Below are 16,080 nucleotides of genomic sequence, written 5' to 3' on the forward strand. Positions count from 1 at the left end.
GCAACGGCGCCGACGACACGAAAGAGCCCATCCGTGGAATTTCTCGACCCCCTCCTCAATTTCAATTTCAAGGCCTTCGCCTCCATCGTCTTCATCGATCTGGTGATGTCCGGCGACAACGCCATCATCATCGGCATGGCGGCGGCGGGCCTGCCCATAGCACTCCGGCGCAAGGCCATCGCCATCGGCATCATCGTCGCCACGGTGCTGCGCATCGCCTTCGCCTCGGTCACCTATCAGCTACTGTCGATCATCGGGCTGACCCTGGCGGGCGGCTTGCTACTGCTGTGGGTCGCCTTCAAGATGTGGCAGGAAATCCGCGCGGGAAGCCTGGAAATGCCCGACCCGGACGCCGAAGGCAGCGCCGAGGGCAAGACGCTGCGCAGCGCCGTGACCTCGATCATCATCGCCGACGTCACCATGTCGCTGGACAACGTGCTGGCCGTCGCCGGCGCCGCCCACGACGCACCGGGCATGCTGGTGTTCGGCCTGGTCCTGTCGATCCTGCTGATGGCCTTCGCCGCCAACTGGGTGGCGTCGCTCTTGGAAAAGCACAAATGGCTGGCCTACGCCGGGCTGCTCGTCGTCGCCTATGTGGCCGTGGAAATGATCTGGCGCGGCGGCAATCAGGTCGCGACCGCCGCGGCGGGGGTGCTCTGACGGCGGACTCGGTGGGCATCTCTACCGCGCGTCAGCCTTTTTCCGCCACCCTGCGCCATTTGCCGCCGATCCGCTCGGCTTCCTCTTCCGTGGCGCTGACCGCCTCCATCGTCACCGACCAGGTCGCCGACAACACAGTGCCGTAGCTGGAGGTCGTTCGTTTCCGCGCCTTGACGTCGAGTATCCGAAACATTCGATGCTGGCGCTCTCTCACTTTAAGAACGAGATTTCGAAGGGCCAGCAACTCCGCTATTTTCCGGCTCTTCGAACTTTCGCCAACGACCTCGAACGCCGTCAGCGACGGGTCGAGTTCCTGGGGTGGCGGAGAAAGCTTGGTAAATTCCGTTCCGCCCGACAGTTTTCGCAGGGCGACCGTGCCGGAGACTTCAGGAAACAGGGCCATGGTCTCGCGCGCGCCGACCTCGTCGTACCGAATATCCAACATTCGTGCCTTGTCTCCCTGAATATCGAATACGAAGTCTCCGACATATGCGACCTCACCCGCCCGAACGGTAAACCAAGGAACCTTGTTCTTGGCCTTTTTCCGCTCGACGTCGGCCTTGCTGAACAACGAGTCGCCGCTGCCCAGAAACTGCGTGGAGACTTGGCTACGCGTCACGCTCGACAACATGTACTCGCCAGGAGGCACGACAAAGGCATTGCGCATCACCTTCTGGTGATCCGGTTCGCAGGGCACCCTTTTCTTTGACGCAAAGACGGCGCAATGCCGGCGCACGGCAATGATCGCGCCGTCCTTGGCCGGGCCGGCCTCTTCGATCCGCCGCCAGACCACCCGCCAGTTTTCCGTCGTCATCAACATGCCAACATGGTCGGACGCATGGGCCAAGACGAGCCCCATGACAACGACCGCCTCATCCGATTTCTCGTCGAATGGGTGTTCCGCATTAAGTTCATTGCCGAAATAAACCGCGAGCGTCTTACAGCCGGACAAGCCCGCGACAAACATTAAAATAACGGCAAATTTAGCTATGTCTCTCATGTCTCCCCCTTTCGGCATGAAAGTGAACCTTAGCCGGAAGTTTCCACTACCGGTATCCTTCCTCGGCTCAGTTTCCGGCGCGGGCCCGGATCGCCTCGTAACGCGCCAGCAGGCGTTCGGCGCGGATCACGATCGGCACGTCAATCATCTTGCCGTCCACCGTGATCGCCCCCTTGCCCGCCTTCTGCGCCTCGGCATAGGCGTCGATCACGCGGCGGGCATGGTCGACCGCTTCCGCCGAGGGGGTGAATTCCTCGTTCAGGATCGCCACGCCCGACGGGTGGATGACACTGGCGCAGTCGAAACCGAACTTGACCGATTTGCGCACCGCGGCGCGGAAGCCTTCGGTGTCGTTGTAGTCGGCGACCGTGCCGATGAAACCCATGGCCATCAGGCCCGCCGCCTTGGCCGCGATCATCACCGTCTGCTTGGGCACCAGCAGGGTTTCCGTATCCGGGACCATGCCCATTTCCATGGCGAAGTCCTCGCCGCCCAGGTTCATGCCGATCAGGCGCGACGAGGCCCGGGCGATGGCATGGGCCCGGAAGTACGCATCCGCCGTCTCAACCATGGCGGCCAGCTTGACCGATCCTTGCGGCCGGCCCGCCTCGCGCTCGACCTCGCCGACCAGTTCGGCGACCAGCTTCAAGTGCCCCGCGCCGTCGACCTTGGTCACGAACAGGGCCCGCGCCCCCGCCTTCACCGCCGCCTCCACGTCCTTGACCATGTGGCGCAGCGGCCGGTTGATGCGCACGATGGGATCGGCGCCCGACTGTGTCACCGATTTGACCGCGTCGGGCAGCATGTCGCGGGCGCGCTGGCGTTCCTGTTCGGGGACGCTGTCTTCCAGGTCCAGGATGATGCCGTCGGCGCCCCGGGTATGGGCCTTGGCGACGAACTTTTCGTTGTTGGTGGGAACGTAAAGCAGCGAACGCCAGACAATCGGCCGTTCCGCACCGGTGGTATTTTTATCGGTCATCCTTCGACCACTCCCTTTTCTTTCAGATTTTCAATCTCGGCCAGGCCGTAGCCCAGTTCCTCGAGCAACGCCACGGAATGCTGTCCCCGAAGCGGGGCCGGCGTGCGGATCACGCCCGGCGTTTCCGACAGGCGCGGGCTGACGTTCTGCATGGGCACGGTGCCCAATTGATCGTCGGGCAGTTCGATGATCACCTCACGCTCGCGGAAGTGTTCGTCGCGCAGGATGTCTTCCTGCTCGTAAATCGGCGAGGCGGTGATGCTCTGTTCCTCGAACGTCCTGGCGACCTCGGCCAGGGTCTTGGTCTTGATCCAGGCGCCGACGATGCGGTCCACTTCCTCGCGGTTCTTCACGCGCTCCATGTTGGTGCGGAAGCCTTCCTTTGTGATCAGATCTTCCCGGCCGATCATGCGGAACACCCGTTCGGCCATGGTCTGGATCGACGCCGACATGCCGATGAACTTGCCGTCGGATGTTTCGTACACGTTGCGCGGTGATGCCGTGGTCGAGGACGAGCCCGTGCGCGGGCGGCTTTTACCCGTCAGCTGATAAACCAGGGCCTCCGGCCCCATGATGGCGTAAAGGGGCTCGAGCAGCGCCAGGTCGACGACCTGGCCACGGCCGCCGTCCTGTTCGGCGGCGCGGAGCGCCACCATCGTGGCGAAGGCGCCTTGCAGCCCGGCCACCGAGTCCGCCAGCGCGAAGGGCGGCAGCACCGGCTCCCGGTCGCCGAAGCCGTTGCGCGACGCGAAGCCCGACATGCTTTCGACGACGGAGCCGAACCCCGGGCGTTCCTTATAAGGGCCCGACTGGCCATAGCCCGAGATGCGCACGATCACCAGCTTGGGGTTGATCGCCCAAAGGGTTTCGGGCGCCAGGTCCATTTCCTCAAGCCGGCCGGGGCGAAAACCCTCGACCAGAATCTGCGCGCTCTCGGCCAGCTTCTTCACGATGGCGATGGCCTGGGGATCGCGCAGGTCGAGCGCCATGCTTTTCTTGTTCCGCGCGTAGACCTTCCATTGCGCCTCGATCCCGCCGTCGCCCCAGGCGCGCAGCGGATCGCCCTTGCCCGCCGGTTCGATTTTGATGACCTCGGCCCCCATGTCGCCCAGGTTGAAGGTCAGCAGGTTGCCGCAGACCAGGCGCGACATGTCGACCACGCGCACCCCGTGCAGCGGCCCCTTGACCTCGGGCTGGTAGTCTTTTTTGTGCAGGCCGAACTGCGACATGTCGACCTTGTTGGCGTCCAGCCGTATCGGGCCGCTTTTGGGGGATTTCTCGGTCATCGGGGGCCGTCCGTCAGATGGTCGCGACGGGCGTCGCGGGGGAGCCCACGCTGCCCGGCAGGCGCAGGGGCGGGGCGGTCAACAGGAAGCGCGACCGGCCCCGCGCCTTCAGCGCCTTCTTCAATTCGGCCAGATACCAGATCTCGCCCAGGTGCACGCCGATCTTGAACAGGCAGTGACGGTGGATCGGCAGGCGGCAGTGGTCGTCCTCGGGACGGCTGTCGTAATGGGTGTTCTCAACCGCCATGTTGTCGGACACCAGAATCGTCAGCCCGCTGTCGGTGATCCACTGCAAAAGCTTGTCGTCCCAGCCGTCGAGCACGGCACAGCTGGAGTGCAGCTTCTTGGCGTCCGGGTTTCCCGCCATGGACAGGATCATCTCGTCCCAGCCCGTGTGCAGCAGGACCATGTCGCCCTCCTCCACCGTGACGCCGTCCTTGTCCATCACCTCCATCAGCATGGCGTGGTTCACGGCGACACGCGCATTGCCGAAATGGCCGTGCAGGTCGATCAGCACGCCCCGGCCCTGAACGCAGCTTTCCGCCATGTTCTCGATGCCCAGACGGTCGGTCTTGACGTGGTTGTGCACGTCCGGGTCGGCGACGTCGGTGCCGGCGCGCCAGCCGTTGTAGTAACAGGGCTCCGCCACCCCATCGCCGTCGGCGTCGAACAGCTGCCCGAAGTGGGCGAGTGAGTCCCACTGCGTCGAATACTGGGTGTGCAGCACGACCATGTCGTCGGCGCTGACGTCGGTCGAGCCCGGCAGGGAATGTTCGTTCCAGATGAAGTTGTAATAAGGGGCCCCGTCCTGCTTGGTCGGATGGAGGACCGGCGGATGGCGCTTCGGATTGACGGAATTGCCGCCCGGCATGTCGAGCGGCATGGAGAGACAGAAGGTCAGTCCTTCCTTGACCTCGGCAACGCCCTTCATCACGACCTCGGGCGTCAGCAGGTTCATGCGGCCCTTTTCGTCGTCGGGGCCGAAATCGCCCCAGTTCGATCCCTCGGGGCGATTGACCCAGCGCGGGTTGGTCATCTTGTATCCTCCGTCAGTCGTTTGTTGTCGTCACCGCCGCCTTCTTTTGGGCACCCGGTTGTTAGCAGTTTGAAGCCAATGTCATCCCCATGAACCATAAGCCAACTAAGCCTAAGACAATTGGGAATGTGAACTCGATTACAAACCAACGAGTAAGGTTATTGATTTCAAAAAGTTTGAACCAAACGTCAAAGCGCCTGAGTGACTCAGGTACCCGTTTCGACGTTATGGTTTTTTCTGCTGCCTCTACTTTTTGCCGCAGCTGTGAGATTTTTCCATGCACATCGACGAGAGTTCCACTCTTCCCAACAATTTCATTGTGCAGGCTCCGGTTCTCTGGCTCGGCCTCTTTTACCAAGCGCAGAATCTCCTCGTAGTACCGTTTTAAATCGCTCTCGATTTGCAAAAGTGGGGTCTTAATATTTCCGATCTGATGAGCTTGGTTTACCCACCACCCATACAAAGAAGACTGGCGGGGATCATCGGGGTAATCGCCATCTGCGGACCCGTATTTTGCACCGGTAATGAATGTCAGTTTGGTACCTGTAAGCCGAATTCGCCACTCTTGTAGGTGCGTCACGCTGTTCCACGCGAAATGGACCACGTGATATGCGAGTAGACAAAAAATCAGCCAATTGATTGCAACAGGGTCAACGTTGTCGAACTTCACTCCAAACAACGTGCTATCGGGTGCAATTTTTAAATCGCCCCATCCGTAGGCAATAGAGATGACTGAGACAATTAACAGGTTGCGACGAATCCGCAGGGTGTTGTCCGAATAATCTGGAAGAATTGGTTCACCCAACACCTTGGCGACTTCATCGAAGTTATCTGGTTCTTGGGTTTCATCCGACATCCCCTTAGGCCTTCTTCTCCCAGCCGCCCTGGGCCGTCTGCTGCAAATAGGTCAGGTCGTGGCCGGCGGCCTTGTAGGCCTTCCAGCGCTCCCGCGCGGCCTGCACGGCGTCCGGGTCGCGGCCGTCGAACAGCTCGAAGCAGCGCTCGTAAGCGTCGACCCATTCCGAGGTGGCACCATCGGTCAGGAACAGGAAGGTCGCGTGATTGGGGGTTTCCGGATCGGTCGACAGCCACACGGGCTGGTCTTCCGGATTGCCGTCCTTGGCCGTGCCGTGGGGCAGCCAGGACCCGGGATCGTAGGTCCAGAGCGTCTGGGCCAGGGCCTCGACCCGTTCCTCGGATGACGCGAGCACCAGCGCCCGCTTGCCGGCGGCCAGGGTCTTTTCCAACAGCTTGGGCAGGGCCTGTTCGAGCGGCGAGCGTTCCAGGTGATAGAAGGAAATGTCGGTCACGGTCTCGCTCGCCTGCCTTGAACCTGTCCGTTCCGCTGTACCCGCCGGAACGGCTACTTGCTGAGTGTGGGGAAATGCTCCGCCGTGCCCTTGACGACCTCGAACAGGGCCTTTTCCATCAAATCGTTGCTGGCCGCGCGCATGCGCTTGCCCGCCGTGTCGCGAAACGCGACCATGCGTGCGAAATGGGGTGAGTCCTTGCGCTGGGTGGCCAGGGAGTCCAGTTCCTCGGCGGTGAACTCGGCACCGTAGATGCGCGCCAGATTGGCCGTCCATTCGTCGCCGTACTTGCCGACCGTCCGGTTGACCTGGGCGCGGAACACCTCGGTCACGGCCTCGAGCCCGAACTTGCCGATCAGGCTTTGCACGGTCCGGGTCATCGCCCCGAACTTGGCGAGCAACTGCACGAAGTTGTCGTTCAACCCGGTGCGCCGGACGAATTCCAGGGCCGCCGCCGAGGGCGCGGCCGTGGCGGCGGCCGAGGCCGGTTCCGCCGCCGCGCTGCCCGGCACACCGGCCATCAGAACCCCGGCCGACAGGCCGCAGGCGACAAGCAGGGAGCCGATCAAACGCTTCATGCCGCCGCCTCCCATATGCCCCTGATGTCCCTTACTTGGCTTCGTAATGGTCGGCGACCAGACGGTCCAGCAGACGCACGCCATATCCCGTGCCGCCCTTGGGCGTTACCGGCTTGGCCTTCTTCGACCAGGTGGTGCCGGCGATGTCCAGGTGGACCCAGGGGGTGCCGTCCTTGATGAAGCGTTGCAGGAATTGCGCCGCGGTGATCGACCCGCCCCAGCGCCCGCCGATGTTCTGCATGTCGGCGGCGTCGGAATTGATCAGCTCGTCATAGGCCTTGCCCAGCGGCATGCGCCAGACCAGTTCGTCCACGGCCTCGCCGGCCTGGAAGATCTGATCGGCGAGCGCGTCGTCGTTGGCGTACATGCCTGCGCGCTCGTTGCCCAGCGCGACGATGATGGCCCCCGTCAGGGTCGCCAGATCGACGACGAACTTCGGCTTGAACTTGGTCTGCGTGTACCACAAGGCATCGGCGAGGACGAGGCGCCCCTCGGCGTCCGTGTTCAGGACCTCGATGGTCTGGCCCGACATGGACTTGACGATGTCCGACGGCCGCTGGGCGTTGCCGCCCGGCATGTTTTCGACCAGGCCGACCACGCCGACGGCGTTGACCTTGGCCTTGCGTCCGGCCAGGGCCTTCATCAGGCCGATGACCACGCCCGAACCGCCCATGTCCCACTTCATGTCTTCCATGCCGGCGGCCGGCTTGATCGAGATGCCGCCGGTGTCGAAGGTCACGCCCTTGCCGACGAAGGCAACCGGCTGCTGCGCCTTGGCGGGCTTGGACTTGGCCACGCCGGTCCATTCCATGATGACCATCTTGCTTTCGCGGGCACTGCCCTGGCCAACGCCGAGAAGCGCGCCCATGCCCAGCCTGGTCATTTCCTTTTCGCCCAGAACCGTGACCTTGACGCCCAGCTTCTTCAGCGCCAGGGCCTCCTTGGCCAGGGTCGCGGGGTAAAGAACGTTCGGCGGCTCCGACACCAGATCGCGGGTAAAGAACACGCCCTCGGCGACCTTTTCCATGTCGGTAAAGGCAGCCTTGGCCTTGGCCGAGGTCGGGCACAGCACCTTGATCGATTTAAGGACCGGCTTCTTTTCCTTGGGCTCCTTGGTCCGGTACTTGTCGAATCGGTAGGACCGCAGCAGCGCTCCGAAACCCAGGTTGGCGGCCATGTCGGCGGCGGCGATATCCGCCCCCTCGACGGCGTCGAGCACCACGGTGGCGGCGGCGCCCTGCCCGGACAATAGCGCGTAGATGCGCCCGCCCGCGTCCTGCAAGCCCAGGTCCTTCAATTCGCCCGGCTTGCCCAGGCCGACCACGACGACGCGCTCGAACTTGGTGTTCGGCGCCATCAGGTCGAGGCTTTCGCCCGCCTTGCCCTTGAACTTGGCGGCCTTGGCGGCGCGGGTAATCGCCCCCCCCAACTTGACGTCCAAGACGGTGGCGCTTTTCGACAGCTTGGCGTCCTCGGTGGCGGTCACGACGACGACGCCCTGGGCGGGAAGTGCGGGATTGGCGAAGGTGATTTTCATCTATCTGTCCTTGGGACTATTCATGAGGGCGCCGCGCGCCTCCCCAACGATGGGTCCGGCCGCGCGGCGGCGAAAGACGCACGGGCGAACGGGCCCGCGCCGAATGAGTGGGGCCTATTATATAGGGTGCCGTGTCCCTTCGCGTGAAGGGGATTCTGACGGAAACGGTGTGGAAACACGCCTGCTCAGGCGTCGTAGCCCGGATTGGCGCGGTCCAGCTTGCGCAGCAGGGCGGGCCATTCCTTCTGGCCGATGGGGCGGTGGCCGTTCGGCGAGTTGGCGATCTTGCCCTGTTCCACGGTCTTGTCGATGACCTCCTGCGGGATCGGCGTCAACTTGGCGCCGGACTGCTGGAACGACAATTGATAGCGGCAGGCGCGTTCCGCCCGGTACATCCACATGAAGGCTTCGCCGATGGACCGGCCGACGGTCAACAGGCCGTGGTTGCGCAGCACCATGACCCGGTTGTCGCCCAGGTCCGAGACCAGACGTTCGCGTTCCGTCAGGTCGAAGGCCAGGCCTTCGTAGTCGTGATAGGCCGTATGGGCGTAGACCGACAGCGCCTGCTGCGAGATCGGCAGGATGCCCTCTTCCTGGCAGGCCACGCCGACGCCGTCCCGGGTGTGGGTGTGCATGACGCAGGTCAGTTCCGGCACGGCCAGGTGGACCGCCGAATGGATGACGAAGGCCGCCGGGTTGATGCTGTATTCGGAATTGGTCAGGCAGGTGCCGTGCTCGTCGACCTTGATCAGGGCCGAGGCGGTCATTTCCTCGAACAGCACGCCGAAGGGATTGATCAGGAAGTGCTCCTCCGGGCCCGGCACGCGGGCCGACAGGTGCGTGCCCAGAAGGTCCGACCAGCCGAACAGGTCCACCAAGCGATAGGCGGCGGCCAGATTGACCCGGACGTCCCATTCCTCAGGCGCGATGTCTGCGGGGCGGTTGGCGTCGTAGGCGGCGGTCGAAGCGTCGGGGGCCATGGTCGGGGTCCTCTCCCTGAATGAAATCTGCGAACGGCGGATTGTATACAATCAACCGGGCGGCGCAAGCCCTCTAAACCGCCTTGGCCCCTTGAAACCGTAACGGCACCCGCTTGCGTCCCCAGTCCCCCGCCGGACCGTCGAAGCGGCCGGGAATTTCCGCGCCGCAAGCGGTGCAGTTGCCGGGGTAGTTGCCCGCCGTCGTGACGTTGAAGTCGGACAGTTCATACCAGTCGCGCCCGATCAGCAGGCCGCCGCAGGCGTGGCAATAGGTCGACTGATGTTCCTTGTCGTGAACGTTGCCGGTGTAGGCGTACCGGATGCCGTTCTTCATGGCGATCTCGCGGGCGCGGACCAGGGTTTCCGGCGGCGTCGGCGGCACGTCCATCATCTTCCAGTCGGGATGGAAGGCCGTGAAATGGACCGGCACGTCGGGCCCCAGGGCGGAAACGATCCACTTGGTCATTTCCTCAAGCTCTTGCTCGCTGTCGTTGCGGCCCGGAATGACGAGGTCGGTGATTTCCAGCCAGCAATCGGTCTCGTGCTTGATGTAGACCAGGGTTTCCTTCACGGCCTCCAAGTCGGCGGAACACAGTTCCTTGTAGAATTCGGGCGTGAAGGCCTTCAGGTCCACGTTGGCCGCGTCCATGTATTCGAAGAATTCGGGCCGCGCCTCGGGTGTGATGTAGCCCGCCGTGACGGCCACGTTCTTGATCCCCCGCTTGCGGCATTCCTTGGCCGTGTCGATGGCGTATTCCAGGAAGATCACCGGGTCGTTGTAGGTATAAGCGACGGACTTGCACCCCGATTGCACCGCCGCTTCGGCGATCATTTCCGGCGTGGCCAGGCTTTGCAGCTTGTCGAATTCGCGGGACTTGGAAATGTCGTAGTTCTGGCAGAACTTGCAGGTCAGGTTACAGCCCGCCGTGCCGAAGCTGAGGATCGGCGTACCGGGATAGAAATGGTTCAGCGGCTTCTTCTCGATGGGGTCGATGCAGAACCCGCTTGAGCGTCCATAGGTCGTCAGCACCACCTGCTCGCCGTCGCTTGCCCGCACGAAGCACAACCCCCGCTGCCCCGCCCGCATCTTGCAGAACCGGGGGCAGACGTCGCATTGAATGCGCCCATCCGCCAGCTTGTGCCAGTAGCGGCCGGGGAAGGCGCCGGTGAAGTCTTCCGGCGCGTGATTGTGGTTGGTTTGGGCGGTCATCGGTTCGGCCTCGCGACTTGGGGCGGCGCGCCTGCGTTCCTATATTAGCGGAAAGGCGATTGCGTTCGATCAGTAAAACACAGCCGTTTTCTGTTAAAATATATGGGCTGGCGTTTCTGCTTTCGCCAGATGTCCTGACTGAGAGTTTGAGACCATGAGCATCATCCGCCCCACCGCCGTCGCCGGCGCGTTCTATCCCGACCGGCCCCAGGATCTGGAAGCTCTGTTGGCCCGCTGCTGGGACGACGCCAAGATCACCGTCGGCCCCGTACCCAAGGCGATCGTCGCCCCCCATGCGGGCTACGTCTACTCGGGCGCCGTGGCGGCCAGCGCCTATGCGCGGATCAAGCCGGCGCACGGGCGGATCACGCGGGTCATCCTGCTGGGCCCCTGCCACCGGGTCGCGGTGAACGGCCTGGCGCTGTCGGGGGCGGACGCCTTCGCCACGCCCCTGGGCCCTGTCGAAATCGACAAGGAAGCGGCGGCGCTGATCGCCGACCTGCCCCAGGTCCAGGTGTTCGACGCCACCCACGCCCAGGAACATTCACTTGAGGTGCATCTGCCGTTCCTGATGGCGGTGCTCGACGATTTCAAGGTCCTGCCGCTGGTCGTCGGCCAGGCGACGCCGGACCAGGTCGCGGAGGTTCTGGACAGGTTGTGGGGTGGGCCGGAGACGCTGATCGTGGTGTCCTCGGACCTCAGCCATTATCTCGATTACGACAGCGCCAGGGAGATTGACCGGCGCACCTGCCAGGCCATCGAGACCCTGGCGCCCGACCGGATTTCCACCCACGGCGCCTGCGGCCGCTTTCCCCTGGGCGGGCTGTTGAAACTGGCCAAGGCCCGGGGCATGACCGTGGAAACCGTGGACCTGCGCAATTCCGGCGACACGGCCGGGCCGCGCGACCGGGTCGTCGGCTACGGGTCCTGGCTGTTCATGGAAAATCCGGCGGCCGCCGTTCAAGAAGACGAAACGGATTTCGCGGCCCAGACCAAGGCGCTGCTCGCCCGCCACGGCGCGGCCTTGGTGCGCCTCGCCGCATCCTCCATCGAACATGGCCTGAACACGGGCCAGCCCCTGATGCCCGACATATCAACCGCCGCCGCCGACCTGGCCGCGCCCGGGGCCTGCTTCGTGACCCTGAAGAAGAACGGGCAACTGCGCGGCTGCATCGGTTCGCCCGAGGCGCACCGCCCGCTGTTGACCGACGTCGCCGTCAACGCCTATGCCGCCGCGTTCCGCGACCCGCGCTTTCCGAAACTGGAGGCGGCGGAACTGCCCCAGGTCACCCTGTCCATTTCCGTGCTCAGCCCCCAGGCGCCCATGACCGTCCGCGACGAGGCGGACCTGCTGGCCCAGTTGCGTCCCGGCATCGACGGGCTGGTCATCGCCGACGGCGGCAAGCGCGCCCTGTTCCTGCCATCCGTCTGGGAGCAACTGCCCGACAAGCGGGCGTTCCTGATGCATCTGAAGCGCAAGGCCGGCATGGCGGGCAATCACTGGTCATCCACCTTCACGGCGCGGCGATTCGTCGCCGAAGAGGCCCAATCCGCAGACCTGCCCGCCGACCCCCCGCTGTGGCGCGCCCAACCGTCATAGCCTGCGCCGCCGTCGGTTGACTTCGCGCGGTGCACGGGCGACAAACCGGAACGGGGCCAATCCCCTCCATTTCCCACGACCGGGCGCGCCGGACATGCTGACCATCGACCTGAGCCTGCTTGAACAGGTGGCGGACATCGCCAGACGCGCGGGCGCGCAGATCCTGACCGTTTACGAAACCGACTTCGATGTCGAGACCAAGGGCGACAGCTCGCCGGTCACGCAGGCCGACCAACTGGCCGAGGCCCTGATCACTCAGGCGATCCAGGCCGAAATATCCGCCGACTATCCCATCGTCGGCGAGGAAGCGGTCGAGGCCGAGGGTCTCAAGCAACCGACCGTTCCCGTGTTCTGGTTGGTCGATCCGCTCGACGGGACCAAGGAATTCGTCAAGCGCAGCGGCGAGTTCACGGTCAACATCGCCCTGATCGAGAACGGCCGGCCAGCCCTGGGCGTGGTGCATCTGCCCGTGCTGAACGAGACCTTCGTGGCCGGTGCGCCGGGCGCGTTCAAGCAGACCGGCGACGGCCCCCTGACCCCCATAGTCAGCCGCAAAGCTCCGGCCGAAGGCCTGACCGCCGTGGTCAGCCGCTCCCACGGGGCCGAGGAGGCGGATGCGTTCCTCGAACGCTACACCGTGGCGCACCGCATCGGCGCCGGCAGTTCGCTGAAATTCTGCCGCGTCGCCGAAGGAAGCGCCGACATCTATCCCCGCTTTGGGCGGACCATGGAATGGGACACGGCGGCGGGACATGCGGTGCTGCGTTTTGCCGGCGGCGACGTGCTGACCACCGACGGCGCGCCACTGACCTACGGCAAACAGGGGCTCGAAAACCCCCACTTCATCGCGGTCGGCAAGGGGGTCGGCCTTGACGGATAGCACCGTCCCCTGCTCCCTCATCGCCGATGCGGCGGACCCCGCCGCCATCACCCGCGCGGCCGATGTTCTTCGGGCGGGCGGCCTGGTCGCCTTTCCCACGGAAACGGTTTACGGCCTGGGCGCCGACGCGACCAACGACGCCGCCTGCGCCGCCATTTACGCCGCCAAGGACCGGCCCGAGTTCAACCCCCTGATCGTGCACGTGGCCGATGCCGCCGCCGCCGCCGGCTATGCCGAGATCACGGCCCTCGGCCGCCGGTTGATGGATGCGTTTTGGCCGGGACCGTTGACCGTCGTCCTGCCCCGGCGGGCCGATTGCAGACTGTCACGGCTGGTCTCCGCCGGCCTCGACACCGTCGCCATGCGCGCCCCCGACCATGCCGTCGGCCAGGCTCTTCTGAAAGCGAGCGGCCTGCCCGTCGCCGCACCCAGCGCCAACCGGTCGGGCCGCATGAGCCCGACACAGGCCCTGCATGTCGCCGCCTCCCTGCCCGGGCCGGATCAAGGCGGGCCCGAGATCATCCTGGACGGCGGCGCCTGCCCCGTGGGCCTGGAATCCACCGTGGTCGACGCCACCGGCGAGCAGGCGGTGATCCTGCGCCCGGGCGGCTTGGCGCGGGAAGACATCGAAGCCGTCTGCGGCCCGGTTTTGGAAAGTCATGAGATCGGCCCGGACGGACCGCGTTCGCCGGGCATGCTGGCCCGCCATTACGCGCCGTCGAAGCGGCTGCGCTTGAACGCCCTGTCGGCGGAACCCGGCGAGGCCTTGCTCGGCTTCGGCCCCGACGCGCCCGACGGCGCGATGAACCTGAGTGCCGCAGGCGACACCACCGAGGCCGCCGCCAACCTGTTCGCCATGCTGCACGACCTGGATGGCGGCCCCACCCCGGCCATCGCCGTCATGCCGATCCCCGACCGGGGGCTGGGCCGCGCCATCAACGACCGCCTGATCCGCGCGGCGCGTGCCGAGGATGACACACCATGAAGGGCGACGATCTGGCGCTGATCGTCATGGACCTGGAATGGACCGCCTGGGAAGGGTCCTCGCAACGCCATTGGACCGGCCCCGGCGAAGAAATGGAAATCGTGCAGATCGGCGCGGTCAGGCTGGCCGACACGCCCGCCCTGGAAGAACTGAGCGCCTTTGAAATCCTGGTCCGCCCCCGCATCAACCCGACCCTCGACCGATATTTCACGGACCTCACGGGCATCACCCAGGATCGCCTGGACCGCGACGGCGTGGATTTGAAAACGGGCCTGGGCGAGTTTGCCGAATTCATCGGCCCGTCCACGGAAGCCTTCGGATTTGGCGACGAATTCACCCATATCGTCACCAACTGCCAATTGTACGGCCTGGCCAATCCCTTCGCCGATTGCCGCTGTGCCGACGTACGCCCGGCAGTAATGGCCCACCTCGGTATTAACTGGGTGCCCAACAGCTCGGAGTTGCCGGGGCTCATGGACTTCACCCCGCCGGGCGCCAAGCACCAGGGCCTCGCCGACAGCCGATGTGTCGCCGAGGCGCTGCGCCGGGCACGCAAGGCGGGCCGGTTCTAGACATCCTTGTTCGGGACCGCGACGGTGGGCGAAACCCGACATGCAAAACGGCCCCATGCGCACTGCATGGGGCCGCTCCGCGCCTACGGTATGTGTGGGGTCATTCCGCGGGCTGAGCTGCACTTTCAGCCTGTTGCGTCAGGTGATCGCGGGCCGGCAGAAAGAAGGTGACGCAGCATTCGAACACAGCAAGCGCACCCAATACGAGAAAGACCACCGTAAAGCCGCCGACCACCGAGTGCAGCCACCCGGTCAGCGGCAACGCCGCGGCCCCAACCAGCAATCCGACCAGGTATTTCAACGCGAACACACGCGAGCGGATTTCCTTGGACGTGAACCGCGCGATGATGGTGTCGTGGATTGGGATGATCGAGAAGACGATGAACATCATCGCCGTGGCAGCACCGAGCAGACCTTCGTTATAGGCATAAGCGACCAGGAAAATCAGCGGTGCCTGCAGCGCGACGGCGATAATGTAAATCGGTTTCAGACGATATTTGTCCAACAGATGCCCCATCATGACCTGGGCCATGGAGGCAACGACAAACACGCCAAAACCCCAGAATCCCGCCTGTGACACGTTTGCAGCGAGGTCGCCCAACCGTTCGGTGAACAGCTTCGGAAGGGAGTTCGTTGTCGAATTGAAAATGAGCATGCCGGGTGCCGACGCCAACAGCACGACGAAGATCGCGCGTTTGACCTGTTCCGGCGTCGCACCGATGAACTTGTCTTTCTTGGCGAGCGGATGGGGCTCCGGTGCGTTCCGGGAAAACACCAGATAGGCCAGACCAACAAGGATCGAGACCACGCCTGGCGCGATGAAGGCCGCCCGCCAACCGTAGTGATCGGTCAGAAAGCCGGAAACCACGGCGGCACAGGCGACGCCGAAATTTCCCCACACGCCGTTGATGCCCAACTCCCGGCCAAGCGACTTGGCGTTTTCCGCTACCATGGAGATACCGACCGGATGATAGATGGCGGCGAAGATGCCGATGACAAGCAAGCCTCCCGCGACCTGATAAGGTCCGTTGGCAAACCCGGTCATGACCGATGCCGTCCCGATGCCGATGAAGAACACGGTCATCATGCCGTGCTTGGACCATTTGTCACCCAGCCATCCCGCAGGAAGAGAGAATGCCCCGAAGGCGATGAAACTCGCCGTCGAGAGCGCCAGGAGAAACCCGTACGACCCCTTTTCGGTCAATCCGTCCGCCCATTCGACGATCGCGTTCAGAGCCCCTCCCTCAAACGGCAGTGCGCCAACCAACTCTTTGATCGCCTGCGCGAAAGTCAGTTGAAAGGCCGGATCCAGGGACATGGTCACGACGGCCGTCGCGTAGATGAGAAGGAATAAATGATCCAGCAGATGGCCGATGTTCAGGAACAGAAACTGGACGCCGTGGCGGTCGGTGTAGGACATGGTCGTTTCCTCGTCTTCCCAGTGAGGCTTTATGCCCATCCGGGTTT

Annotated in this window: 16 protein-coding genes; 5 read left to right on the top strand and 11 right to left on the bottom strand. The window is 64.0% G+C overall.

From position 1 onward, the window contains the following. Nucleotides 1–33: 33 nt before the first annotated feature. Nucleotides 34–660, top strand: coding sequence for a YjbE family putative metal transport protein (locus RJ527_18845; protein ID WND76064.1), 627 nt, complete (start codon nt 34–36; stop codon nt 658–660). Between the two features lie 31 nt (nt 661–691). On the opposite strand, the gene RJ527_18850 is transcribed toward RJ527_18845, so the two are convergent. From RJ527_18850 to amrS, 10 genes are all read right to left on the bottom strand, one after another. Further along, entirely contained in the window at nt 692–1,660 is a 969-nt protein-coding gene (locus RJ527_18850) for a hypothetical protein (GenBank protein ID WND76065.1), read from the bottom strand. Between the two features lie 67 nt (nt 1,661–1,727). Further along, nucleotides 1,728–2,639: a CoA ester lyase gene (locus tag RJ527_18855; GenBank protein ID WND76066.1), complete on the bottom strand. Its 912-nt coding sequence runs from the start codon at nt 2,637–2,639 to the stop codon at nt 1,728–1,730. Then, nucleotides 2,636–3,925: a CoA transferase gene (locus RJ527_18860; GenBank protein ID WND76067.1), complete on the bottom strand. Its 1,290-nt coding sequence runs from the start codon at nt 3,923–3,925 to the stop codon at nt 2,636–2,638. Before RJ527_18860 ends, RJ527_18855 begins: the two co-directional genes overlap by 4 nt. 13 nt (nt 3,926–3,938) lie before the next feature. After that, nucleotides 3,939–4,961, bottom strand: coding sequence for a cyclase family protein (locus RJ527_18865; protein WND76068.1), 1,023 nt, complete (start codon nt 4,959–4,961; stop codon nt 3,939–3,941). Nucleotides 4,962–5,022: 61 nt separating this feature from the next. After that, a complete protein-coding gene (locus RJ527_18870; GenBank protein ID WND76069.1) occupies nt 5,023–5,817 on the bottom strand; it encodes a hypothetical protein in 795 nt (264 codons plus the stop codon). A gap of 4 nt (nt 5,818–5,821) precedes the next feature. Next, nucleotides 5,822–6,271, bottom strand: a complete 450-nt coding sequence (locus tag RJ527_18875; protein WND76070.1) for a DNA polymerase III subunit chi — start codon at nt 6,269–6,271, stop codon at nt 5,822–5,824. 53 nt (nt 6,272–6,324) lie between these two features. Continuing rightward, on the bottom strand, nt 6,325–6,849 hold the full coding sequence (locus tag RJ527_18880) for a hypothetical protein (protein ID WND76071.1): 525 nt from the start codon (nt 6,847–6,849) through the stop codon (nt 6,325–6,327). A 31-nt stretch (nt 6,850–6,880) separates the two neighbouring features. Then, nucleotides 6,881–8,386, bottom strand: coding sequence for a leucyl aminopeptidase (locus RJ527_18885; GenBank protein ID WND76072.1), 1,506 nt, complete (start codon nt 8,384–8,386; stop codon nt 6,881–6,883). 185 nt (nt 8,387–8,571) lie between these two features. Further along, nucleotides 8,572–9,366: a class II aldolase/adducin family protein gene (locus RJ527_18890; protein ID WND76073.1), complete on the bottom strand. Its 795-nt coding sequence runs from the start codon at nt 9,364–9,366 to the stop codon at nt 8,572–8,574. A 73-nt stretch (nt 9,367–9,439) separates the two neighbouring features. Then, nucleotides 9,440–10,576, bottom strand: coding sequence for an AmmeMemoRadiSam system radical SAM enzyme (gene amrS, locus RJ527_18895; protein WND76074.1), 1,137 nt, complete (start codon nt 10,574–10,576; stop codon nt 9,440–9,442). Nucleotides 10,577–10,730: 154 nt separating this feature from the next. Between amrS and amrB the strand changes: the two genes are divergently transcribed. From amrB to RJ527_18915, 4 genes are all read left to right on the top strand, one after another. Continuing rightward, nucleotides 10,731–12,176: an AmmeMemoRadiSam system protein B gene (gene amrB, locus RJ527_18900; protein ID WND76075.1), complete on the top strand. Its 1,446-nt coding sequence runs from the start codon at nt 10,731–10,733 to the stop codon at nt 12,174–12,176. 94 nt (nt 12,177–12,270) lie between these two features. Beyond that, a complete protein-coding gene (gene cysQ, locus RJ527_18905; protein ID WND76076.1) occupies nt 12,271–13,056 on the top strand; it encodes a 3'(2'),5'-bisphosphate nucleotidase CysQ in 786 nt (261 codons plus the stop codon). Continuing rightward, nucleotides 13,046–14,041, top strand: a complete 996-nt coding sequence (locus RJ527_18910) for an L-threonylcarbamoyladenylate synthase (protein WND76077.1) — start codon at nt 13,046–13,048, stop codon at nt 14,039–14,041. Before cysQ ends, RJ527_18910 begins: the two co-directional genes overlap by 11 nt. Beyond that, a complete protein-coding gene (locus RJ527_18915; GenBank protein ID WND76078.1) occupies nt 14,038–14,613 on the top strand; it encodes a 3'-5' exonuclease in 576 nt (191 codons plus the stop codon). Before RJ527_18910 ends, RJ527_18915 begins: the two co-directional genes overlap by 4 nt. A 100-nt stretch (nt 14,614–14,713) precedes the next feature. On the opposite strand, the gene RJ527_18920 is transcribed toward RJ527_18915, so the two are convergent. Continuing rightward, nucleotides 14,714–16,033: an MFS transporter gene (locus RJ527_18920; protein WND76079.1), complete on the bottom strand. Its 1,320-nt coding sequence runs from the start codon at nt 16,031–16,033 to the stop codon at nt 14,714–14,716. Nucleotides 16,034–16,080 lie beyond the last annotated feature (47 nt).

The organism is Thalassospiraceae bacterium LMO-SO8 (genome assembly GCA_031655335.1).
Classification (GTDB): domain Bacteria; phylum Pseudomonadota; class Alphaproteobacteria; order Rhodospirillales; family Casp-alpha2; genus UBA1479.